The organism is Pseudoalteromonas sp. APC 3355, from assembly GCF_030407615.1.
GTDB lineage: Bacteria > Pseudomonadota > Gammaproteobacteria > Enterobacterales > Alteromonadaceae > Pseudoalteromonas > Pseudoalteromonas distincta.
On record NZ_JASDDB010000008.1, the window covers coordinates 72,475 to 94,796 of the forward strand.

At 39.7% G+C, this 22,322-nt stretch carries 17 protein-coding genes; 14 read left to right on the forward strand and 3 right to left on the reverse strand.

Going from position 1 to position 22,322, the window contains the following annotated elements; translation table 11 throughout:
* Window positions 1–3: 3 nt before the first annotated feature.
* Together QMA08_RS11715 and QMA08_RS11720 are read left to right on the forward strand one after the other, a co-directional pair.
* On the forward strand, window positions 4–3,123 hold the full coding sequence (locus QMA08_RS11715) for an efflux RND transporter permease subunit (RefSeq protein WP_290174566.1): 3,120 nt from the start codon (window positions 4–6) through the stop codon (window positions 3,121–3,123).
* A gap of 200 nt (window positions 3,124–3,323) precedes the next feature.
* Entirely contained in the window at window positions 3,324–3,779 is a 456-nt protein-coding gene (locus QMA08_RS11720) for a hypothetical protein (RefSeq protein ID WP_002957844.1), read from the forward strand.
* Between the two features lie 136 nt (window positions 3,780–3,915).
* Here the strand turns inward: QMA08_RS11720 and QMA08_RS11725 are convergent, their stop codons facing one another.
* Window positions 3,916–4,422 carry an ACT domain-containing protein gene (locus tag QMA08_RS11725; RefSeq protein WP_290174567.1) on the reverse strand — a complete coding sequence of 169 codons (507 nt, stop codon included), beginning with the start codon at window positions 4,420–4,422 and terminating at the stop codon, window positions 3,916–3,918.
* A gap of 381 nt (window positions 4,423–4,803) precedes the next feature.
* Here QMA08_RS11725 and QMA08_RS11730 point away from each other — a divergent pair, with 381 nt between their 5' ends.
* The 7 genes from QMA08_RS11730 (at window position 4,804) to QMA08_RS11760 (ending at window position 13,451) form a co-directional block, all read left to right on the forward strand.
* Window positions 4,804–7,038, forward strand: coding sequence for an ABC transporter permease subunit (locus tag QMA08_RS11730; protein ID WP_290174568.1), 2,235 nt, complete (start codon window positions 4,804–4,806; stop codon window positions 7,036–7,038).
* 15 nt (window positions 7,039–7,053) lie between these two features.
* Window positions 7,054–8,703 (forward strand): phosphate ABC transporter permease PstA, encoded by a 1,650-nt coding sequence (pstA, locus tag QMA08_RS11735; RefSeq protein WP_290174569.1) that lies wholly within the window; start codon window positions 7,054–7,056, stop codon window positions 8,701–8,703.
* Between the two features lie 27 nt (window positions 8,704–8,730).
* Entirely contained in the window at window positions 8,731–9,558 is an 828-nt protein-coding gene (gene pstB / locus QMA08_RS11740; protein ID WP_002957840.1) for a phosphate ABC transporter ATP-binding protein PstB, read from the forward strand.
* A 46-nt stretch (window positions 9,559–9,604) separates the two neighbouring features.
* Window positions 9,605–10,306 (forward strand): phosphate signaling complex protein PhoU, encoded by a 702-nt coding sequence (gene phoU, locus QMA08_RS11745; protein WP_007586465.1) that lies wholly within the window; start codon window positions 9,605–9,607, stop codon window positions 10,304–10,306.
* Between the two features lie 150 nt (window positions 10,307–10,456).
* Window positions 10,457–11,134 carry a TIGR00153 family protein gene (locus QMA08_RS11750; RefSeq protein WP_002957838.1) on the forward strand — a complete coding sequence of 226 codons (678 nt, stop codon included), beginning with the start codon at window positions 10,457–10,459 and terminating at the stop codon, window positions 11,132–11,134.
* Window positions 11,135–11,173: 39 nt separating this feature from the next.
* Complete coding sequence (locus QMA08_RS11755; RefSeq protein WP_024597536.1) at window positions 11,174–12,442, forward strand: inorganic phosphate transporter; 1,269 nt, start codon at window positions 11,174–11,176, stop codon at window positions 12,440–12,442.
* Between the two features lie 82 nt (window positions 12,443–12,524).
* Window positions 12,525–13,451 carry a hydrogen peroxide-inducible genes activator gene (locus QMA08_RS11760; protein WP_002957836.1) on the forward strand — a complete coding sequence of 309 codons (927 nt, stop codon included), beginning with the start codon at window positions 12,525–12,527 and terminating at the stop codon, window positions 13,449–13,451.
* Window positions 13,452–13,469: 18 nt separating this feature from the next.
* On the opposite strand, the gene QMA08_RS11765 is transcribed toward QMA08_RS11760, so the two are convergent.
* Together QMA08_RS11765 and QMA08_RS11770 are read right to left on the reverse strand one after the other, a co-directional pair.
* A complete protein-coding gene (locus QMA08_RS11765) occupies window positions 13,470–13,682 on the reverse strand; it encodes a hypothetical protein (protein WP_002957835.1) in 213 nt (70 codons plus the stop codon).
* Between the two features lie 191 nt (window positions 13,683–13,873).
* Window positions 13,874–16,405 (reverse strand): GGDEF domain-containing protein, encoded by a 2,532-nt coding sequence (locus QMA08_RS11770; protein ID WP_290174570.1) that lies wholly within the window; start codon window positions 16,403–16,405, stop codon window positions 13,874–13,876.
* A 186-nt stretch (window positions 16,406–16,591) separates the two neighbouring features.
* Between QMA08_RS11770 and queA the strand changes: the two genes are divergently transcribed.
* The 5 genes from queA to secF all read left to right on the forward strand — a co-directional run bounded on the left by queA (window position 16,592) and on the right by secF (window position 22,131).
* Window positions 16,592–17,623 carry a tRNA preQ1(34) S-adenosylmethionine ribosyltransferase-isomerase QueA gene (gene queA / locus QMA08_RS11775; protein WP_024605593.1) on the forward strand — a complete coding sequence of 344 codons (1,032 nt, stop codon included), beginning with the start codon at window positions 16,592–16,594 and terminating at the stop codon, window positions 17,621–17,623.
* A gap of 183 nt (window positions 17,624–17,806) precedes the next feature.
* Window positions 17,807–18,934: a tRNA guanosine(34) transglycosylase Tgt gene (gene tgt / locus QMA08_RS11780; RefSeq protein WP_002957831.1), complete on the forward strand. Its 1,128-nt coding sequence runs from the start codon at window positions 17,807–17,809 to the stop codon at window positions 18,932–18,934.
* Window positions 18,935–18,959: 25 nt separating this feature from the next.
* Window positions 18,960–19,295, forward strand: coding sequence for a preprotein translocase subunit YajC (yajC, locus tag QMA08_RS11785; RefSeq protein ID WP_002957830.1), 336 nt, complete (start codon window positions 18,960–18,962; stop codon window positions 19,293–19,295).
* 19 nt (window positions 19,296–19,314) lie between these two features.
* Entirely contained in the window at window positions 19,315–21,174 is a 1,860-nt protein-coding gene (gene secD / locus QMA08_RS11790) for a protein translocase subunit SecD (RefSeq protein WP_002957829.1), read from the forward strand.
* A 9-nt stretch (window positions 21,175–21,183) separates the two neighbouring features.
* Window positions 21,184–22,131, forward strand: coding sequence for a protein translocase subunit SecF (gene secF, locus QMA08_RS11795; RefSeq protein ID WP_002957828.1), 948 nt, complete (start codon window positions 21,184–21,186; stop codon window positions 22,129–22,131).
* The last annotated feature ends 191 nt before the right edge of the window (window positions 22,132–22,322 follow it).

Here is a 22,322-nt window from a genome sequence, read left to right on the forward strand (position 1 = left end):
ATTATGATACCTGCCATTATTCGCTGGTCTGTTGGCAATCGCTTTTTTGTGTTGTTGCTTACATTAATTTTACTGGGTGGAGGGTTGTTTGCGATAAAAAATACGCCCGTGGACGCCTTGCCTGACTTATCTGATGTTCAGGTCATTATAAAAACCACTTACCCGGGGCAAGCGCCGCAAGTAGTGCAAGACCAAGTTACATTTCCGCTCACCACAGCAATGCTTTCTGTGCCGGGTGCACAAACTGTAAGAGGTTTTTCGTTTTTTGGAGACTCGTACGTTTACGTCATTTTTGACGAAAAGACCGATCTGTATTGGGCGCGTAGCCGAGTACAAGAATACCTAAGCCAAGCAGCAAACCGATTGCCCGATAGCGCTACGCCAGAGCTTGGCCCTGATGCAACAGGCGTAGGTTGGATTTACTTATACGCACTGGTTGATAAAACAAATAAACACGATATTAGTCAGCTACGAAGCTTACAAGATTGGTTTTTAAAGTTTGAGCTACAAACCGTACCAGGAGTCTCTGAAGTGGCTGCTGTTGGTGGCATGGTTAAGCAATACCAAGTCAATGTAGAGCCTGATAAATTACGCGCATATGGTATCCCACTTAGCCTTATTCAAACGGCTATTCAACAAGGCAACCAAGAGATGGGTGCCTCGGTAGTTGAAATGGCTGAAGCAGAATACATGGTAACAAGCACCGGCTACATTAAAAGTGTTGCCGACCTAGAAGCTATTCCGCTTGGCGTAAACGCTAATGGTACTGCGCTGCAATTGCGTGATGTAGCTGATATTAGAGTCGGGCCGCAAATGCGCCGTGGTATTGCAGAGCTTAATGGCGAAGGCGAAGTGACCGGCGGCATCGTTATTATGCGCTATGGCGAAAATGCACAAAAAACTATTGAGCTGGTAAAAGCAAAATTAGAATCGCTTAAAAAGGGATTACCAGAGGGCGTTGAAATAGTCCCTGTGTACGATCGCTCCAACTTAATTAATAACGCGGTAGATAATCTAACAAGTAAGCTAATTGAAGAGCTGATTGTAGTTGCTTTAGTGTGTGTGGTGTTTTTGTTTCATGTGCGCTCATCATTGGTGGCGATTATTACGTTACCGCTTGGGATTTTAACGGCATTTATAATTATGTATTGGCAGGGGATTAACGCCAATATTATGTCTTTAGGGGGAATTGCAATAGCGATAGGCGCAATGACCGACGGCGCTATCGTCATGATTGAAAATATGCACAAACATATGGAAAAAACGCCACTTACCAACGAAAACCGCTGGCAAGTTGTGGCTAAATCGGCGAGTGAGGTGGGTCCTGCATTATTTTTTAGTTTATTAATTATTACCGTCAGCTTTATGCCGGTATTTATTTTAGAAGCGCAAGAAGGGCGTATGTTTGCGCCACTGGCTTACACTAAAACCTATGCTATGGCAGCGTCTGCTGGGCTTGCGATTACCTTAGTGCCGGTATTAATGGGTTACTTTATTAGAGGTAAAGTTATTTCGGAGCAAAAAAATCCAGTTAACCGATTACTCGTCGCAGCGTATCGCCCACTACTTAACTGGGTGCTTAAATTTCCAAAAATGACATTGGTACTCGCGGTGGTTGTTTCTGTTATTGGCTTTTACCCGGTAAACAAAATAGGCAGTGAATTTATTCCGCCACTTGATGAGGGCGATTTAATGTATATGCCCACAACGTATCCTAGTTTATCGGTAGGTAAAGCGCGCGAAATACTACAGCAAACCGACAAGCTAATAGCCACAGTACCTGAGGTTAAAACAGTATTTGGTAAAGTTGGGCGAGCAGAAACAGCAACAGATCCTGCGCCGCTTACAATGATAGAGACGTTTATTCAGTTAAAACCAAAAAACGAATGGCGCGAGGGGATGACCCTTGAAAAACTTAAAAAAGAACTCGACGGTTTGGTTAAGTTTCCGGGGTTGACGAATGCGTGGGTAATGCCAATTAAAACACGTATTGATATGCTCGCAACCGGTATTAAAACTCCCGTGGGCATTAAAGTTGCGGGACCAAAGTTGAGTGAAATTCAAAAAATTGGTCAACAAATAGAAGTGCTTTTAAAAGATGTGCAAGGCACCGCATCGGTTTACTCAGAGCGAGTAGCGGGTGGGCGTTATATAAAAGTAGATATAAATCGTGAAAAAGCGGCGCGTTATAGCTTAAATATTAGCGACATACAGCAAGTTGTATCTACTGCAATAGGTGGTACAAACGTAACTCAAACCGTAGAAGGGCAAGAGCGCTACCCAGTTAATTTACGTTACCCGCAAGCATACAGAGACTCGCCAGAAGAGCTAATGTTGTTACCCATTGTAACGCCTACAGGGCAGCGTATAGCACTTGGTGATGTAGCCGATGTATTTATTGAAGATGGACCGCCTGGTATAAAAAGCGAAAATGCACGTTTAAACGGTTGGAGTTTTATTGATATAGATGGCGTTGATATTGGTACTTACGTTGAGCACGCTCAGCAAGTGCTCGATAAAGACCTAATACTACCTGCTGGCTACTCAATTACGTGGGCTGGGCAGTATGAATACATGCAGCGCGCTAAAGACAAACTGACTTATGTATTACCACTTACATTAGCGATTATTATTGTATTGCTTTACCTTAATTTTAGAAGCTTTGCTGAGGTCACTATTATTATGGCCACGTTGCCACTGGCAATGATTGGTGGCGTATGGCTAATGTATTTAGAGGGCTTTAACTTTTCAGTTGCAGTAGGTGTGGGCTTTATTGCCTTAGCTGGGGTAGCGGTAGAAATTGGGGTCATTATGTTGGTGTATTTAAACCAAGCCTATCAAGAAAAGTGCTTCGAAGCAGAGCAAGCCGGAAAACCGCTTAGTTTAGTGCAATTACAGCAAGCTATTATTGAAGGTGCAGGGCTTCGAGTACGCCCGGTTATGATGACTGTCGCGACAATTATTATCGGTTTATTACCTGTACTTTATGGCACGGGCACCGGAAGCGAAGTAATGAGTCGAATAGCAGCGCCTATGGTTGGCGGTATGGGTAGTGCAATTGTACTCACCTTACTTGTTATTCCTGCGGTTTACCTACTGTGGCGCAAACAAGGACTCAAATAATATAAAGCAACAAGACGATAGAGCAGTGCGGTTACTACCCACGCATTGCTCTATAAAAATTACCTATAATTTGTAAGTTATTCTATTAAATTGCTAATTAATATTCGTTTTAAAAATAACCTTCTGTTTTTAAATGTTTTTTTAATTGGCACGCTTTACGCAGTGTAGTACCTATACAGTCAACTAAGTAAGGAATGCACATGCAAGTTAAAACAATTAAAGAGGTATACGATTGGACCGTTTTGTTTCATACGCAAATGGCGGCTAATTTTCATAGCGTAAAGGATTTACTCGATGAACATAATGCAATGCTGGTGGACTACTACCTAAATTACGAAAAAAAACTCGCTGAAGATTTAGTCGGGTTTAAAGCGATAACCGAAATAAATACGCTCGATACGTACTGTTATGAATACTTTGCTAAAAATCCTGAGCTAATTACTTTCGAAGACATTAGTAAAGACCAGCAATTTGATGAGAAAGTTATTCAAGCTTATTTATCAGAGCAGCATCAAAAGGTAATTGAATTATACGAATACTTACTTGAGCGCGCTGAAACTCAAAGTGGCCAAGAAAAGCTGCAACAAATACTAGAGCTGGAAAAGCAAGGTATAAAGCAAATGATGCAAAGTACGAATCGTCATATGGATATGTAGCTTTATAAGATAACCATTTAAAATAGCCGATGCTTGTATCGGCTTATTTTATGTCTGCGTTAAATAACCCGCAGAGGGCTTTGATAGACTGGCTAGAATAATATGCGTGTCAACGTGTGGCACGCACATAGGGATGTCAAACTTCTTCTGTATCTACAATTAAATCACTTGTTATTGATTCTAATGCTTCAATGACTTCATCTTTATTCATACCATTGGGTAAAGTAACGGTAGCAACAGCACTAAAAATAGGCACCCCCCAATTAGGCGCACTTTGCTGCCTTGAATTTAAATGAGTAATGTTAGCGCCTTTGTGGCGTATTACACTCGCCAACTCTTGAACAATACCTGGGCGATCGTTACCTGTAATAACCAGATTGATTTGTTCTAATGTTGATGGTTCAATTTCTGTGTTTCCGGTTTCAATTCGAACGTCTAACTTAGGTAACTTATTTAAAGCGCTTTGTAATGATTGAAAGTGTTCCTCAGCAACTTCAAGTTGAATAATACCTGCAAAATGACCTAATAAATGGCTTAAGTTACTGCTTAGCCAGTTGCCATGATTTTGTAACACGACGGATGAGATACTATCTACTAAACCAGGGCGATCTTGCCCTAGAATAGTTATAACCAACTGCTTCATAAATAATTCTCTTTTTAAGCCCAAAGAAAGTAAATGCATAGGCATTAAGTGTATTGTCTAATCTAAATTGTGTGTTGTTGCACTTTTTATAAATCGTTGATTTTAAAATAATAAAAATGAATATGGTTGTGTTGACCATACGTGGTATTAATAGTCATTCTTATTTAGTAAGTACTCTTTTAGTATTGACCTCGATAAATGCTTTGTCCAATTATTTTATAATTTAGTTCACTTAAAAATCATCTATATGAGACTTATTTAGCGATTTTCTTCGCTAGTTTTATTTAAAACCGTTTTAACATGCTTATTATTACTGCTGTAACATTACTGTCATCTTGATGAAATATAATTTATACAACGTTAAGATTTAAGGGTGTTTTGATGACTTCAAATCCGAATAAACCGACTTTTAATACGGATCGAAGCCGTCTATTTAAAGATCGGTTTGCCAAATTTGGTATAACCGCAGGTGGGATAATGGTATTGGTAGCACTGCTATTAATATTCTTTTACCTTCTTTATGTAGTACAGCCAATTTTTGAATCAGCAAAAGTAGAAAAACGCGATAGCTTTCAGGTCGCTAATTCGCAGCAAATAGCAGGCCTAGGTGTAGAAGAGCAAACTGAAGTTGCTTATTTACTCAGTCAGCAAGGGCAGGTTGATTTTTACAGTGTGCAAGATGGCAGCTTTGGTAAAAAGCTTAAAACATTAAACGCCGAGCTACCAAGTGATGCAACAAGCTTTGCAACTAGCGCGCCTTTTCAAGGGCATTATGCGTTTGGTTTAAAAGATGGCACTGTAATGGTCGTAGCACCTAAATTTTTGGTCACCTTTCCTAATAACGAGCGTAAATTAACGCCCCGTTTAGACTTTCCTCTTGGGGAAATGGCTCTGGAAGTAGATGAACAAGGCGCAGCTATTAAACGCTTTGCATTTAGCCACTATGAAGACAGAACAGCTGTTGTCGCACTTACAGAAGACAAACGGGTGCTGTTTAGCAGTTTTGTTGCTGAAGAGAATATGTTTACTGGCGAAGTTGAGTGGGTTGTTGAGCGCACAGAGCTAGATGTTGAAGGACGTGTAGATGAGCTATTAATGTCGCCAGATACAACCCGTACTTTTGTACGTTCTGCTAATCAAGTTTATGTATACGATACACGTGACCCAAGTGATGTAGAGCAGATTCAGCTACTTTCAGCTAACGAAGAAAATGCCAATATTGTATCTGCACAATTACTAGCAGGTGCAAACTCATTAATGCTTGCCAATGATAACGGCGAAGTTTCGCAGTGGTTTGAAGTTAACACTGACACTGGCCGCGAATATCAAAAAATACGTTCATTTGAAACGACTAAGCAAAGTAAATTAAATGTATTTACAGAGTTCTACCGTCGTACTTTTTTTACGACCAGCAATAACGGTGAGCTTGGGGTGTACTACACAACAAGCGAAGCAAAATTATGGCAAGGTAAAGTAAGTGAAGGCGCAATACAAAACTTTGCAATTTCACCGCGTTCAAATGCTGCATTAATTTTAGCGGATAACAAACTAACAGTATTAGAAATACATAACGAGCATCCAGAAGTCACTTGGTCAGCGCTTTGGCAAGAAGTGTGGTACGAAGGTTACCCAGAGCCAGGTTATATATGGCAGTCAACATCAGCCAGTGATGACTTTGAATCTAAGTTTTCATTAGTGCCAATTTCGTTTGGTACATTAAAAGCAGCCCTTTATGCGATGTTATTTGCTGTGCCTATTGCGCTTTCGGCGGCAATTTACACGGCATACTTTATGTCGAGTAAATTACGTAAGGTAGTTAAGCCTACTGTTGAAATAATGGAAGCATTACCCACCGTTATTTTAGGTTTTTTAGCCGGTCTTTGGTTAGCTCCATTGATAGAAGAGCACTTACCTGCAATTGTTGGGTTACTCATATTATTACCTTTAGGTATGTTAGCGACAGGTTTAGCTTGGACTAAATTACCAACCAAAATTCGTCATCGAATTCCTGAAGGATCTCATTCAATTATCCTTATTCCGGTCGTTTTACTTATTGGCTGGTTTTCGTTTGCGATGAGTGAATTTGTTGAGCTTTGGATGTTTGACGGCAATGTACGTCAGTACTTAACAAATGAGCTAGGTATGACATTCGATCAACGTAACTCGCTTGTTGTAGGTATTGCGATGGGGTTTGCAGTTATTCCAACTATATTCTCAATTGCAGAAGACGCCGTATTTAGTGTTCCAAAGCATTTATCAAATGGCTCATTAGCATTAGGTGCAACACAGTGGCAAACACTAATACGTGTTGTATTACTTACAGCAAGCCCTGGTATTTTCTCTGCGGTAATGATGGGACTTGGCCGCGCCGTTGGCGAAACCATGATTGTACTTATGGCAACGGGTAATACACCTATTATGGATTGGAGCATCTTCCAAGGTATGCGTACGCTTGCAGCAAATATTGCAGTTGAAATGCCTGAGTCAGAAGTAGGTAGTTCGCATTACAGAATATTGTTCTTAGCGGCCTTTGTACTATTCATATTCACATTCATTTTTAACACAGTCGCTGAGTTTGTTCGCCAGCAACTGCGTGAAAAATACAGCTCAATGTAAGCGGAGAGACATGACATGGTAAAGCAGTGGTTTAAGTCTGGTTCTCCTTGGATTTGGATGACCGGTGGTGCAGTGAGCATCAGTTTAATTTCAGTTCTAGGCTTATTAGCAATGATAGCCTGGAAAGGATTAAGTTTTTTCTGGCCTTCAGAAGTTGTGCAGTTTGAACTTGAAGGGTCAATTTCAAAACAAACCGTTATTGGCGAAATTTATGACCGTGAATTAGTACCAAAAACGCGTTTAGCCGCGACAGGTATTGACGTTAGCGGATTTGAAAAAGAAGAAATAGAGCGCTTACTTATTAAAACAGGTAATCGTGAGTATGTAGATTTAGACTTTCGTTGGATATTAGAAACCGATATTAAAAATAAAACAACGCCAGCAACGCTTGCTGTATTTGAGCGTAGTAAAAACGGTAATTTTTATGGTTATGTTGAAAGTGTAATTAAAGATGGTAAACCAGTCGAAGGCGATAAAATTGAAGCTCTACATGAACTTGTAGAGCGTGCCGTGGATTTAAACGACGAAGCACTTGATTTACAAAATGGTGACATTGGGCATATTAACTATGAGCTTGAGCGTCTTCGTTTAAAAGAAAAGGGCTACTTACTAGATAACGCACTCACTGATGAACGTGTTGCTGAGCTTGCTCAAGAGCGTGCTGAATTACGTGCGCAGTATGGTGTACTTGAAAAAGATTTATTTGCACTACGTAAACAAGCTAAACGTGACCACGTAACTGTAAAAGATATGCGCGGTGAAGTAGTTACGATTCCAATGTATCAAGTACTTGATGTTTGGTTTCCAAATGATATGGGCTTTTTTGCAAAGCTAGGGCACTACTTTGTGCAGCTAGGTAAGTTTGTATCTGATGACCCACGTGAAGCAAATACAGAGGGCGGTGTTTTCCCTGCTATATTTGGTACTGTGTTTATGGTTATGCTGATGGCTGTAATAGTGACGCCGTTTGGTGTTGTTGCTGCAATTTACTTACACGAGTATGCCGCTAAAAATGCAGTCACTAAGATGATTCGTATTGCGGTGATTAACTTGGCCGGTGTGCCTTCAATTGTGTACGGTGTATTTGGCCTCGGCTTTTTTGTATACATGTTAGGTGGTAGCTTAGACCAATTATTTTACCCTGAAGCGGCACCAACGCCAGTATTTGGTACGCCTGGTGTAATGTGGTCGGCGTTAACGCTTGCTATATTAACTTTGCCAGTTGTTATTGTATCGACTGAAGAGGGCTTATCTCGTATTCCAAGTACCGTACGTGACGGTTCGCTAGCGCTTGGCGCAACAAAGGTTGAAACGTTATGGCGCATAATTATTCCAATGGCAAGCCCTGCAATTATGACTGGTTTAATACTGGCAGTTGCGCGTGCTGCAGGTGAAGTTGCACCCTTAATGTTAGTAGGCGTTGTAAAAATGGCCCCTACATTACCACTTGATGGTAACTTCCCGTATTTTCACTTAGATAGAAAGTTCATGCACTTAGGCTTTCATATATACGATGTTGGCTTCCAAAGCCCTAATGTTGAAGCGGCACGTCCGCTGGTATACGCCACTGCCTTTTTATTGGTGTCAGTGATTATTACCCTAAACATAACGGCCATTGGTATACGTAACCATTTACGTGAAAAATTCAGGTCGCTTGAACACTAATTAGTAAAGATTTTATAGGTAACAAAAATGATTACAGTCGCTCCACAAGTAAACCAAGCTAATATTGGTCAAAAGTTAGACCTAGAAAATTTAACGGATGATCAAAAAGCGCTAGAGATTAAAGACCTCGATCTTTACTACGGTGATAAGCAGGCGCTTAATAAAGTAAATATGAACATTCCTAAAGGCCAAGTAACTGCGTTTATCGGGCCGTCTGGGTGTGGTAAATCAACATTACTGCGTTGTATTAATCGCATGAATGATTTGGTTGATATTTGCCGTATTGAAGGTGAAATATTACTCCATGGTCAAAATATTTACGATAAGAGCGTAGATGTAGCAGCACTTCGTCGTAATGTAGGCATGGTGTTCCAGCGCCCTAATCCATTTCCTAAATCAATTTATGAAAATGTAGTTTATGGCCTGCGCTTACAAGGCATTAAAGAGAAACGTAAATTAGATGAAGTAGTAGAGCAATCACTTCGTGGTGCTGCTTTGTGGGATGAAGTAAAAGATAGATTGCACGATAGCGCGTTTGGCTTATCGGGTGGTCAGCAACAACGTTTAGTTATAGCTCGCTCAATTGCAATTGAGCCTGAGGTACTTTTACTTGATGAACCAACATCAGCACTCGACCCTATTTCTACTTTGGTAATCGAAGAGCTAATAAACGATTTAAAAAACAAATTTACCGTTGTTATTGTTACACACAACATGCAACAAGCAGCGCGTGTATCTGATCAAACAGCCTTTATGTATATGGGCGAATTGATTGAATACTCAGACACAAATACCTTATTTACTACACCAACGAAGAAAAAGACTGAAGATTACATTACCGGTCGTTACGGTTAATTAGCCCGTTATAGCGTGTTGTACAAGATTAAGAGAGAAGGTAACTATGGAACATAATATTAATAAGCATATTTCTGGGCGCTTTAACCAAGAACTAGAAAATGTACGTAACCATGTATTGAGTATGGGTGGCTTAGTTGAGCAGCAATTAAATAGCGCGCTTGATGCGGTGAGTCGTAACGATGCTGAGCTTGCTCAAAAGGTACGTCAGAACGATTACAAAGTAAATGCAATGGAAGTCAGCATTGATGAAGAATGTACGCGTATCATTGCTCGTCGTCAGCCTGCAGCAAGTGACTTACGTTTAGTGATTGCAATTGCAAAAACTATTGCAGATTTAGAACGTATTGGCGATGAAGCTGAGCGAATTGCTAAAGTTGCACTAGACTCATTTACTAAAGATCAACAAGACTTGCTAGTAAATATTGAGAATATGGGCCGCCAAGTTCTAAAGATGTTACATGATGTACTAGACGCATTTGCACGTATGGATGTGCAGCGCGCATTTCAAGTACATAAAGAAGATGCAAAAGTTGACCGTGAATATGAAGCTATCACACGTCAAATAATGACTTATATGATGGAAGATCCACGCTCAATCCCTAAAATTATGGACTTAGTTTGGTCTGTTCGTTCATTAGAGCGCATAGGGGATCGCTGTCAAAATATTGCGGAATACATTATTTATTTTGTAAATGGCAAAGATATTCGTCATACATCTCAAGAAGATATAGAAAAATCGCTATAATTTTTTACCTATTTTTCTTTTTTATTAAAGCGGCTTAGTGCCGCTTTGTGCATTGCAAGCCTTAGTGAAGTAATAAAAAGCGTTCACAATCTTGGTTAATACTGTAAAATTCATGCTGCAAAGCATATCAATTTGATTAAAGGGTCAGTTATGCCTACAAACGCGTTTTTAGGAGTATTTGCAAAATCTCCTATCAAACCAATGGAAGAACACATCAAGAAGGTTCATCAAGCAAGTAAAGCCTTGATACCTTTTTTTAATCACGTATTTAAAGAAGAGTGGGTACAAGCTGAAGAGCTTCGCATCACTATTCGCAATTTAGAACGTGAAGCTGATGATATGAAAAGAGATATACGTTTACAATTACCACGTGGTTTATTCATGCCGGTAGAGCGTACAGATCTTCTCGAATTAGTAACTCAACAAGATAAAATTGCCAATAAAGCAAAAGATATTGCAGGGCGAGTGATTGGTCGTGAAATGACCATTCCAAAAGTTATGCAAGCTGATTTCTTAGCTTACTTAACCCGTTGTGTAGATGCGACTAAACAAGCATCTAAAGCAATTAACGAATTAGAAGAATTGCTAGAAACGGGTTTTAAAGGTCGAGAAGTCACTTTAGTAGAAAAAATGTTAGTTGAATTGGATGCCATAGAACAAGACACGGACGAAATGCAGATAAAAGTACGCCGCCAGCTACGTGATGTAGAGGGTGAGTTAAATCCAATTGATGTTATGTTTTTGTACAAAATCATTGAATGGGTTGGCGAGCTTGCAGATATTGCAGAGCGCGTAGGATCACGTCTTGAGCTGATGTTAGCTCGTTAATTTAAAATCAGTTCAAACACGAAAGATTAAGGTTTTACAATGGATATCATTGCATCTTACGGCACGGTATTAATTTTAATTGCCGCAGCAGTCGGCTTTTTTATGGCTTATGGTATTGGCGCGAACGACGTAGCGAACGCCATGGGTACATCTGTAGGTTCAAAAGCGCTAACAATCAAACAAGCTATTTTTATAGCGATGATTTTTGAATTTGCAGGCGCCTATTTAGCAGGTGGTGAGGTTACATCAACAATTCGTAAAGGAATTATTGATGCAGCACCATTTGCAGATATTCCGGAATTAATGGTTCTGGGTATGATTTCGTCTTTATTTGCAGCCGGTGCTTGGTTATTAATGGCCTCGTTCTTAGGTTGGCCAGTATCTACAACTCACTCAATCATTGGTGCAATCATTGGTTTTGCGTTAGTTGCAGTAGGTACTGAGGCGATTCAATGGGATAAAGTAGGTGGTATTGTAGGTAGTTGGATTATAACACCTGCCATATCAGGCTTTATTGCATACTTAATATTCATGAGTGCACAAAAACTTATTTTTAATACAGATGCACCACTAAAAAATGCTAAACGTTATGTCCCTCTTTATATGGGCTTAGCAGGTTTTATCATGGCATTGGTTACAATTAAAAAGGGCTTAAAGCACGTTGGTATAGACCTAGGCTCAGCTGAAGGCTATGCACTGTCAGTAGGTGTTGCAATAGTTGTTGCTGTGATTGGTAAAATTGCCATATCTCGCTTAAATATTGATCCAAAAGCAGATAAACAAATGCAGTTCAACAATGTTGAAAAAGTATTTGCTGTTCTTATGGTACTTACAGCATGTTGTATGGCATTTGCACATGGTTCTAATGATGTTGCTAATGCAATTGGTCCACTAGCAGCTGTTGTAAACATTGTTGAAAACAATGGTGAAATTGCTAAAAAAGCAGCTATTGCTTGGTGGATTCTACCTCTAGGTGGTTTTGGTATTGTTGCTGGTCTTGCTATTTTAGGCAAAAAAGTAATCAAAACAATCGGTGAAGGTATTACACATTTAACACCTAGCCGTGGTTTTGCTGCTGAACTAGCTGCTGCTTCTACCGTTGTTATTGCCTCAGGTACTGGTATGCCAATCTCTACTACTCAAACCCTAGTGGGTGCGGTATTAGGTGTAGGTATGGCACGTGGAATTGGCGCGCTTAACATGGGTGTTATCAGAAACATTGTAGTTTCTTGGGTAATTACATTGCCAGTTGGCGCTGCCCTTGCTATTGTTATTTTCTACGTACTAAGAACCGCATTTGGGGTTTAATAAAAAAGTACTCAAAGACTTTTAGCTTGAAAAGATCTCAATGCCCTAGGTGTTGGGGTCTTTTTATTTGTGGAAAGAAAAAATGACTAACCTTCCAAGTATTAAACAACTACAGTATTTATTAGCTGTTCATCAACATCAGCACTTTGGCAGAGCCGCTAGTGCCTGCTTTATAGGACAATCTACTTTAAGTAGCGCTATTCAAAATCTTGAAGAAACACTAGGCTGTCAGCTAATTGAGCGTGAAAATCGCAGCCTTATGTTTACCAGTATTGGTGAAGAAGTTGTTGAGCGTTCTCGTAAAATAATTAACGATACAATTAGTTTAAAAGAGCTTACAAAAAGCTTTTTAACACCACTAAGTGGTAAGCTGACTGTGGGTGTTATACCTACAATTGCAAGCTTTATAGCGGCTCCGCTTTATCATTTTTGTAAAGAAACCTTTTGTGATTTAGAGCTGGTATTAATTGAAGATACGAGTGACAAGCTACTGGATAAACTTGAACATGGGCATATTGATTTAGCGCTACTTGCACTGCCGTACGAAACAGATAAATTTCATACACAAGTATTGGCAAAAGATCAGTTTAGTTTAGTGCACCATAAGGATTACAGCGCTGCAAAGGGCGTAGTCGACTTTAATCTATTACCAGAGGCTAGCGTATTCTTATTAGAGCGCGAGCACTGCATGACGGGCCATGCGCTTAGTGCATGTCATTTAAACCGTGCCAGTTGTATTAACCCATTTGAAGCTGCAAGCTTACATACTCTATTAAGCATGGTTGAGCATCAGCTCGGGGTGACTTTTTTACCACAGATGGCGATTAATGCGGGTATTTTAGATAATAAAAATATGGTGGCTACACCATCACAAAGTGATGCATATAGAGATATTGGTATCTTGTGGCGTAAAACTACGGGCCGAATTCGAGACTTTAGGCTATTTAGTCAACAGCTTGAGGTGTTTTTAAAGCGTCAATGTAGTTTAGATTTTTCTAAAGCAGAATAATAAGTGAACTAAAGCAGCCTACAAAGGCTGCTTTTGATTTTGAAGATGACTTTCAAAAGGCTCAAGTTCAGGTAAAAATAATAAATAAATCCATACCACCAAGTTAAAGTAAGGCACGCAGCCTAATACAGTAAAAACCTTAACTGGGTAGCCTTTGATATTCGCGTAGCGGTAACACTGATACGCGATTGCAAAATGTATAATCAGTAATAACATAACTAGTTGTGTCATACCTTCTTCCTTAAAAGCTTAAATAGCTTTGAAACCCACTATAAATATCGGTACTACGCCGCCAAAAGGTAATGTCATGTTTTTAAAGTGAAATACATGAAAAGGCACGACATTTTTTATTTGATGCTGAAAGTATAGGCAAGAAAGGTAATATTGGTAGTAATAAAATGATTAAAATTGTTTAAATTTGTTTATTTTGGGCTAGCTTGTTGTTGGTAAAACGTTTTATTTTTAGAAATTTTTTCGAGTTCATCTTTTACTTTTTCAACAGGTATTGGGCGTGCAATAAAGTAGCCTTGCCCATAATCAACACCAATTTCTTTTAGTGCAAAAAATATATCTTCGTTTTCAACGTACTCAGCTACAGAGCGCTTATCGAGAGACCGACTAATATCATTTATTGCCTTTACTAACGCTAAATCTATAGGGTCATTGAGCATATCACTGACAAATGAGCCATCAATTTTTACATGCTGTGCTGGTAGCTGTTTTAAATAATTAAATGTACTAAATCCAGTTCCAAAATCATCGATAGAAAAATGACAGCCTAAGCTATTAAGCTTCTCAATCATTTTACGAGTGGCCTTTAGGTTATTAATACTTGCAGATTCAGTTATTTCAAAAATTATCCGCGAAGCAGGCACGTTATACTTTTCAAGGTTTGATTCAATTAATGGCAATAAGCGTTCATCTAAGAACGATTGTGCAGACAAATTGATAGCAACTTGGTTTAACTCTGGGTGCTTAGATACACACCCAATAGCATTACGTATAACGCATTGATCCATCAAAAATGTGTCGTTAAGCATTTCTAAAGAGGGAATAAACTGGTTTGGGTATACGAGTTCACCTTTGAGTTTTAAGCGTAAAAGCGCTTCAAAATAAGCAACTTTACACTCTTTAAAATCCCAAATAGGTTGGTAATGTAGTTCAATATTATCTTGCTGTAGTGCTTGGCGAATTTCATGGCCCCATTCAAGCCCTGTTTGTAGTGTATTATTTTGAGCATCTTCTTTTGAATAGCAATGTACTAAGTTACGCCCTAGGTTTTTGGCAATATACAAAGCAATATCGGCTTGTTTTAAACACTCATTAGGGTCGTTATTTTGTGTCGTGATTTGAGTTAAACCAATAGAACAGCTAATAGTGTATATCTGATCTTCTGATTTAAAAGCGTGTTTTTCTATCGCACTACACACACCTTCTGCAATAAGGTGTGCATCCAGTAAATTCATATTGGTAAGTATGACTGCAAATTCATCCCCACCAATTCTGCATACCAGGTGATCGTCGCCAATATTTGCTTTAAATAATTGCGCCACTTCTTTTAAAACTATATCGCCCTGATGATGGCCTTTACTGTCGTTTATTATTTTAAAGTGATCGAGGTCAATATAAATAACAGCATGCTCTATGCCATCATAGGTGTATTTATCTTGGCATATTTTATTAAGCTGTTGATCAAAATAATAACGATTATGTAAACCAGTTAATGGGTCATGGTGTGCTAAATGACGTAGTTGAATCTCAGCTTGCTTTCGTTCGTGTATATTGTCGATAGTTGCGGTTATAGTCGCGTTATTACGACTATTTTTTATTAGCTGCAATCTGCATTCAACCCAAATTAAATTGCCATTTTTATGGGTGAGCTTTACTTCTATTTGTTGCTGTTGCTCGCCACCATGTAAAATATCGTTAATAGTGTAGTCAAGCCTTCCTTTATCTTCGTTATTACAATAAGCGCTTAATGGGTTTTGTAGTGATGATTTAACACCAAAACCGCTTAATGTTTCCCATGCGGGGTTAATAAAACGAATATTACCTTGCTGATCGAGCTCTAAAACGACTGTATTTAAGTGCAATAAAATACGCTGATGAGCTGAAAATAACTCTTTGTAACGCACTTCGCTCACGCTTAATTGTTCTACTTTGTAAGCAAATTCAGCATAACTCACCATAAAATCTTCACGTCGTGCGGCGTGGTCACACACTTTGTTTAAAAATGAAGGATCGTAAGGGGCTCTAATAAAGTCGGTAACACCCGAAAGCAAAAGCTGCTCAGCGTAATCGGCATCGTCACTTTCTATAATTGTAACAATAGCTTGTTTAGAATTGTGCTGGAGGATTTCTTCAACGAGTACACTCGAGCTCTCTGCACTTGATGTAGTGGCATCGAGTAGCACAATTGAAAATTGTTGTTGGTTATAAGCGTTAAGTGCCGCTTTAGCTGAAGTTACGTGAGTGATAGCAAAGTTTAACTTTAACTGTTCACTTATTTTGTCGGCCGTATTTTGAAGTGGCTCTAATAATAATAAGTTTAGCCGGCTACTTTTTTCTAAGTGAGTAGATAAAACATTCGCAAGTACTTGAGGGAGCATATCTTTGTGCTCAAACGGTAGTACAGCATCTATTCCATAGCTTCGGGCTGTTGTTTCGGCAATCCGTTCACAGTAAATTGGCGGAATAAGTAAGATTGGTGTGTTTTTTGGTGTTTTTAATAACCCTGAGCGGATCATCCTAGAAAAGCGCCAGCCATCAATTTTACCAACATTAATGCCCGTTATTATAATATCAACAGGGTGTTGTTTTAAAAGCTTTAAAGCTTGTTGGCTGTCTTGGGCATCAATAAAGGTAAATACATTTAAGCTCTCTAAAGTGCCCTTAATCGCGCGACGTTCAGCACTACTTGCGTTTAATATTAGCAATTTAAGCTGGTTTGGCACGAGTTGAACACCCCTAATATAACTTATAATAATTTAGCCGAACAAGAATAGTGACATTTAACCATAAGAACAAGAGAATTTAATGGCAAACATGCAAACAGACATTATAAGTTTGGCTGATTTCTTGAGCTTAATATCCGATACATATACACTTGGCGCGATTTTAAATGATGTGGATTACTAATTATGCGCGTGGCTGACTTTAGCTTTGACTTACCTGATGAATTAATAGCTCGTTTTCCTAAAGCGGACAGAACCAGCAGCCGTCTACTCACTTTAGATGGCCCAAGCGGAACTTTAGAACATAAAGTGTTTAGCGATATACTTGATTTAGTAAACGAAGGCGATTTATTGGTCTTTAACAATACACGCGTTATTCCTGCACGTATGTTTGGTCAAAAAGCTTCAGGCGGAAAAGTTGAAGTACTTGTAGAGCGGGTATTAGATGAGCATCGCGTACTTGCGCATGTACGGGCAAGTAAGTCGCTTAAGGTCGGTAACGAAGTTATTTTAGAAGGCAAAGCCAAGGCAATAATGGTTGCACGCCACGATACTTTATTTGAGCTTGAGTTCGATCATAGCCAAAACGTGTTAGATATACTTAATGATATTGGCCATATGCCACTGCCTCCTTATATTGACCGACCTGATACCGATGCTGACCGCGAGCGTTATCAAACTGTTTATGGAGAAAAGCCAGGTGCAGTTGCAGCACCAACTGCAGGTCTACATTTTGACGATAAGTTAATGACAGCACTCAAAGATAAAGGCGTAAATATGGCTTTTGTTACGCTACACGTTGGCGCTGGTACTTTTCAGCCGGTACGAGTTGATAGTGTTGATGAGCATGTAATGCACTCAGAATACATAGAAGTACCTGATGACGTAGTTGCAGCTGTTGCGCAAACTAAAGCAAATGGTGGGCGTGTAATTGCGATAGGCACAACTTCAGTTCGCTCATTAGAGTCGGCTGCTAAAGTTCACGGCGGCAAGTTAGATACGTATTTTGGTGATACCGATATATTTATTTTTCCGGGTTATCAATTTAATGTTGTTGATGCCATGGTCACAAATTTTCACTTACCAGAATCAACGCTTATAATGTTAGTCAGCGCATTTAGCGGCCAAGACAATATTATGGGCGCTTACAATACTGCAATAGAGCAGCAGTACCGCTTTTTTAGTTATGGCGACGCGATGTTTTTAACACGAAAGTAACAAAATGTTGTTTAATACTCAGTAGAATATATTAAAACCCCCAGCTTAGTTGCTGGGGTTTTTGTTTGCGGCAATTGGCAAAACTGAATTTATCGCAGCTAATAGTATTAGTGAGGCAAAAAGGGTAGAATCAGGCGGTTAAATTATAGCTTGTTGGACTGTTTTTCCGACATTGAGGATGATATGAAATTTGAATTAGATTGTACTGACGGAAAAGCGCGCCGCGGCCGCTTAATTTTTGACCGTGGTGTAATAGAAACACCTGCTTTTATGCCTGTTGGTACTTACGGTACTGTAAAAGGTATGACGCCAGATGAAGTTAAAGCCACTGGTGCGCAAATATGTTTAGGTAATACCTTTCATTTAATGCTTCGCCCAGGTACTGAGATCATTAAACAACATGGTGATTTACACGACTTTATGAATTGGGACTTCCCAATTTTAACTGACTCAGGCGGTTTTCAAGTATTTAGCTTAGGCGCAATGCGCAAAATCACTGAAGAAGGCGTTTTATTTCAATCTCCAGTAAATGGTGATGAAATTATGATGTCGCCTGAAAAGTCGATGGAAGTACAGCGCGACTTAGGTTCAGACATCGTTATGATTTTTGACGAGTGTACGCCATACCCAGCGACTGAAAAAGAAGCTAAAGATTCTATGGAGTTATCTCTTCGTTGGGCTAAGCGCTCAAAAGAAGGGCATGGCGATAATCCATCTGCTTTATTTGGTATTATCCAAGGTGGTATGTACCCAGAATTACGTGCACAATCACAAGCTGGTCTTGAAGAAATTGGTTTTGACGGTTATGCATTAGGCGGCCTATCAGTAGGTGAGCCTAAAAACGAAATGATGAATATCCTTGATCACTGTGCGTTTAAAATGCCAGAAGACAAGCCTCGTTACCTTATGGGTGTAGGCAAGCCAGAAGACTTAGTTGAGTCGGTTCGCCGTGGTATTGATATGTTTGACTGTGTTATGCCAACACGTAATGCGCGTAACGGCCATTTATTTATTACCACGGGTGTAGTAAAAATACGTAACGCAGTGCATAAAACAGATACAGGGCCACTTGACCCTGAGTGTGATTGCCATACGTGTAAAAACTATTCACGAGCTTATTTACATCACCTTGATAAATGTAACGAAATTTTAGGTGCGCGACTAAACACAATTCATAACTTACGTTACTATCAACGTGTTATGGAAGGTTTACGTAATGCAATTAGCGAAGGTAAATTAGAAGAATTTGTACAAGATTTTTATGCTCGCCGAGGCCAAGATGTGCCAGAGTTAGCAGATATAAAAAATTAAACTTTAAAATTAAAGAGGAAGTATCATGAGTTTATTTATTTCAAATGCACACGCAGCAGCTGGTCAACCTGCGGCAGGCGGTGGTTGGGAAATGCTAATAATGTTAGCTATTTTCGGTTTGGTTTTTTACTTTTTAATCTACCGCCCACAAGCTAAGCGCGTTAAAGAGCACAAAAGCCTAATGAGTATGATGGCTAAAGGTGATGAAGTACTTACCCAAGGCGGTTTAGTGGGCAAAATTGTGAAAATTTCTGAAGAGAAAGATTTCATAGTTATCTCTTTAAACGAGCAAGCAGAAGTTACAGTACAAAAATCTGCAGTATCTGCAGTATTGCCAAAAGGCACAATGAAGTCGCTATAAAAATAATAAGGACGACCCCGTGTTAAACAAGTTTCCAGTTTGGAAGTATTTACTTGTTTTAGCTGTGGTAGCCATTGGCCTTTTATATGCCTCTCCAAACTTGTATGGTCGTGATCCGGCCATACAAGTTTCAGGTGCTAAAGGCGCTGATGTCGATCTCAGTGTTGTAGACAAAGTAAACGCAATCCTTAAAACAAATAATGTAACCGCTAAATCGACAATACTTGAAGATGGACAAATTTTAGTTCGTTTAAAAAATGTTGAAGAGCAACTTAAAGCGCATGACTTACTACGTGATTCGCTGAGCGATGATTACATTTCTGCTATTAATATGGCACCTGCTCAACCAGCTTGGTTAAAAGCGGTTGGTGGTAACCCTATGAAGCTAGGTCTTGATTTAAGTGGTGGCGTACATTTCACCATGGAAATCGACATGGCAACAGCGGTTGATAACCAGCTTGAGCAAATGGAACAAGATTTTCGCAGTGACCTGCGCGAAGAAAAACTACGTTATCGTAGTGTTCGCCGCGTAGCAGGCTCCGATCGTATGCGTGTAGAAATGCGTACCGAAGAAGACAAAAATGCTGCAGAGAGTTTCTTAGAAACTCGCTACCCGCTAAATGTCTACATTGATGACAGCAGTAACGATAAAGCATTTTTTGCCACTATGAGTGAGCAAAAACTCAAAGAAATTCGTGATTACGCCATTAAGCAAAATGAAACGATTATTCGTAACCGTATCAACCAAATTGGTGTTGCAGAGCCTAACGTACAACGCCAAGGCGCTGAGCGTATTATTGTTCAACTACCAGGCATTCAAGATACTGCACGTGCTAAAGAAATTTTAGGCGCGACAGCAACACTTGAATTTCGTGAAGTAGACGAAAACGCAGATATTAGCGCTGCTGCCCAAGGTCGTATCCCAGCGGGTACTGAAATGATCATGAGCCGCGACGGTTACCCTGTTGTACTTAAAAAGCGTATTATTTTAGAGGGCAGCCATATTACGGGCGCGCAATCTGGCGCTGATGAATACCAACGTCCGCAAGTAAGTATTACGCTAGATAGCAAAGGTGGGGCAAAAATGAATGCCTTTACCAAGCGTGCTATTGGTAAGCGTATGGCAACGGTATTTATTGAGTACAAGCCATCGGGTAAAAAAGATGCAGACGGTAAAGCGCTTCCGCCTATTAAGGTTGAAGAAGTTATTAACGTAGCAACGATTCAAGCCCGTCTTGATCGCTCGTTCCGTATTACCGGCATTGATAACCCAGCAGAAGCACATAACTTAAGCTTACTACTTCGTGCTGGTGCACTTGTAGCGCCAATTCAAATTGTTGAAGAGCGCACAGTAGGTCCAAGCTTAGGACAAGAAAATATTGAAGCGGGTATGACTGCGGTTGCACTTGGCTTTGCGTTTGTACTTGTATTTATGCTTGTGTACTACAAAGGTTTTGGTATGGTTGCAAACCTTGCGCTTGCGGCTAACTTAGTACTAATTGTAGGTGTTATGTCTTTAATTCCGGGCGCTACACTTACGCTACCTGGTATTGCCGGTATTGTATTAACGGTAGGTATGGCGGTTGATGCTAACGTACTTATTTTTGAACGTATTCGTGAAGAGCTGGCCGATGGCCGTAGCCCTCAACAAGCGATTCATTTTGGTTACGATAGCGCATTTAGCACTATATTTGATGCCAACATCACGACACTAATTGCTGCCATTATACTGTTTGCAGTGGGCACTGGTCCGATTGCGGGCTTTGCAGTGACACTTGCGATTGGTATTTTAACTTCAATGTTTACAGCCATCGTTGGTACCCGTGCGGTAATCAACTTATTTGTTGGTGGTAAACGCATTGATAAACTTTCGATTTAAGGAGCAGACATGCAAATTTTAAGTTTGGGTAGTAGAACCCTTCGTTTCATGTCTCTTCGAAAAGTGGCTATGGGTTTCTCGACGCTACTAATTTTAGCGTCGTTTGCATCAATTTTTATCAAAGGCCTAAACTTTGGTTTAGATTTTACCGGCGGTACTGCGGTAGAAGTGGGTTTTTCACAACCGGCTGACCTTAAAAAAGTACGTGATGCACTAGCTGATAATGGTTTTGCTGATGCATCAGTGCAGCTATTTGGTTCAAGCCAAGAAATTTTAGTTCGCTTAGCACCACGCGGTAGCGATGTAAAAGCTGAAGTGATTGGTAACCAAGTAATCGATGCACTTAAAAAAGCAGACGACAGCGTAGTAATGCGCCGTATTGAGTTTGTAGGCCCAAGTGTAGGTGAAGACTTAAAAGAGCAGGGTGGCCTTGCCATGTTAACTGCGCTTATTTGTATCTTAATCTACGTTGCGTTTCGTTTTGAATGGCGCTTTGCAGTAGGTGCGGTAGGTGCACTACTTCACGATGTTATCATTACTGTGGGTTTATTTTCGGTATTAGGTTTAGAGTTTGATTTAACTATATTAGCGGCAATTCTTGCGGTAATTGGTTATTCACTCAATGATACGATTGTTGTATCAGACCGTATACGTGAAAACTTCCGTAAGGTACGCATTGACGATACGATAGAAATTATTGATATTTCACTTACGCAAACACTTAACCGTACACTTGTAACATCAATCACGACTATTTTAGTATTGATTGCCTTGTTTGCATGGGGCGGACAAACCATTCATGGTTTTGCAACTGCATTACTGTTTGGTGTGTTTATTGGTACTTATTCTTCGATTTATGTTGCGAGCTCTGTTGCTATTGCGATGGGTGTAAGCAAAGAAGATTTAATACCAGAAGTAATTGAAAAAGAAGGCGCAGACCAAGACGCTATGCCGTAATGGTTTTGTAACTACTTTAAAAACCGCTCATTGAGCGGTTTTTTATTGCCTGTAATATATTTATGCTCACGATTGTTTTAGCTTTACTGTGCAAGTATGAATAAACAGTGCTAACTTTGTAGAGCACGCCATGAGTGTAACGTCGTACTATGTATTTAAGATAAGTATTAATAGCGCGGTTATTAATAAGT

What these genes read in the sequence shown, in the direction of transcription:
- QMA08_RS11715 (WP_290174566.1), top strand. Translation starts at nt 4, where the DNA reads ATGATACCTGCCATTATTCGCTGGTCTGTTGGCAATCGCTTTTTTGTG.
- QMA08_RS11720 (WP_002957844.1), top strand. Translation starts at nt 3,324, where the DNA reads ATGCAAGTTAAAACAATTAAAGAGGTATACGATTGGACCGTTTTGTTT.
- QMA08_RS11725 (WP_290174567.1), bottom strand. Translation starts at nt 4,422, where the DNA reads ATGAAGCAGTTGGTTATAACTATTCTAGGGCAAGATCGCCCTGGTTTA.
- QMA08_RS11730 (WP_290174568.1), top strand. Translation starts at nt 4,804, where the DNA reads ATGACTTCAAATCCGAATAAACCGACTTTTAATACGGATCGAAGCCGT.
- pstA (WP_290174569.1), top strand. Translation starts at nt 7,054, where the DNA reads ATGGTAAAGCAGTGGTTTAAGTCTGGTTCTCCTTGGATTTGGATGACC.
- pstB (WP_002957840.1), top strand. Translation starts at nt 8,731, where the DNA reads ATGATTACAGTCGCTCCACAAGTAAACCAAGCTAATATTGGTCAAAAG.
- phoU (WP_007586465.1), top strand. Translation starts at nt 9,605, where the DNA reads ATGGAACATAATATTAATAAGCATATTTCTGGGCGCTTTAACCAAGAA.
- QMA08_RS11750 (WP_002957838.1), top strand. Translation starts at nt 10,457, where the DNA reads ATGCCTACAAACGCGTTTTTAGGAGTATTTGCAAAATCTCCTATCAAA.
- QMA08_RS11755 (WP_024597536.1), top strand. Translation starts at nt 11,174, where the DNA reads ATGGATATCATTGCATCTTACGGCACGGTATTAATTTTAATTGCCGCA.
- QMA08_RS11760 (WP_002957836.1), top strand. Translation starts at nt 12,525, where the DNA reads ATGACTAACCTTCCAAGTATTAAACAACTACAGTATTTATTAGCTGTT.
- QMA08_RS11765 (WP_002957835.1), bottom strand. Translation starts at nt 13,682, where the DNA reads ATGACACAACTAGTTATGTTATTACTGATTATACATTTTGCAATCGCG.
- queA (WP_024605593.1), top strand. Translation starts at nt 16,592, where the DNA reads ATGCGCGTGGCTGACTTTAGCTTTGACTTACCTGATGAATTAATAGCT.
- tgt (WP_002957831.1), top strand. Translation starts at nt 17,807, where the DNA reads ATGAAATTTGAATTAGATTGTACTGACGGAAAAGCGCGCCGCGGCCGC.
- yajC (WP_002957830.1), top strand. Translation starts at nt 18,960, where the DNA reads ATGAGTTTATTTATTTCAAATGCACACGCAGCAGCTGGTCAACCTGCG.
- secF (WP_002957828.1), top strand. Translation starts at nt 21,184, where the DNA reads ATGCAAATTTTAAGTTTGGGTAGTAGAACCCTTCGTTTCATGTCTCTT.